Annotated in this window: 1 protein-coding gene; it reads right to left on the bottom strand. The window is 35.9% G+C overall.

Annotation, left to right across the window (positions count from 1 at the left end; all coding sequences use genetic code 11):
• Positions 1-346: 346 nt before the first annotated feature.
• Positions 347-634, bottom strand: a 288-nt coding sequence (locus V757_RS18525) for an integrase core domain-containing protein (RefSeq protein ID WP_023950005.1), incomplete at its 5' end; no start/stop codon positions are given.

Below are 634 nucleotides of genomic sequence, written 5' to 3'. Positions count from 1 at the left end.
TACGCCMMTAATTTTGTCATGCTTGTCGACACATTTTTTAATTGCTCTGCTAAATTAAGCAGTCCTGCTTTATGTTTAATCACATTATTGGTAGTATGTAACATGTAGAGTTTCCTTTTGTTTGTTTAAAAGATTCGCACCTCTTATTCAAACGGGAAACTCTCTTTTTTGCAACTCATTTGTCAGATTTGGTCTGAACTTCTACAAATATACCCATAAGTTATCGATACTTATGGGTTATTTTAGACCCTATCCCCTAATTTGTGTAAATACCTTTTGTTAATATAAAACAACCTAACAGAAGAGGTGTTTATCATGAATTGTACCCATCCCATTTTTAGTACAACTATAAAGTAGAAACGGAATGTTTTTGTTTGTACATTAAAGGGGTGAGCCCCTTTAGTGCATCATGAGGTCTTTGCGTATTATAAATCGTTAACCACTCCTCGGTTAGTTGTTTAACCTGTTTTAGTGTTTTAAAGAGGTAACACCCTAAAACCTCTGTGCGATACGTCCGATTAAATCGCTCAATAAAGCCATTTTGGTAGGGGCATCCTGGTTGAATATAATCAATATAGATACCGTGTTGCTTTGCCCAATTCACAAACCGATGCGAGGTAGATGAACTCTGTGC

It is taken from the genome of Pelistega indica (assembly GCF_000506865.1).
GTDB lineage: Bacteria > Pseudomonadota > Gammaproteobacteria > Burkholderiales > Burkholderiaceae_B > Taylorella > Taylorella indica.
Note: the sequence above shows the minus strand (reverse complement) of the source record. Positions and strands in the feature narration are given on the sequence as shown.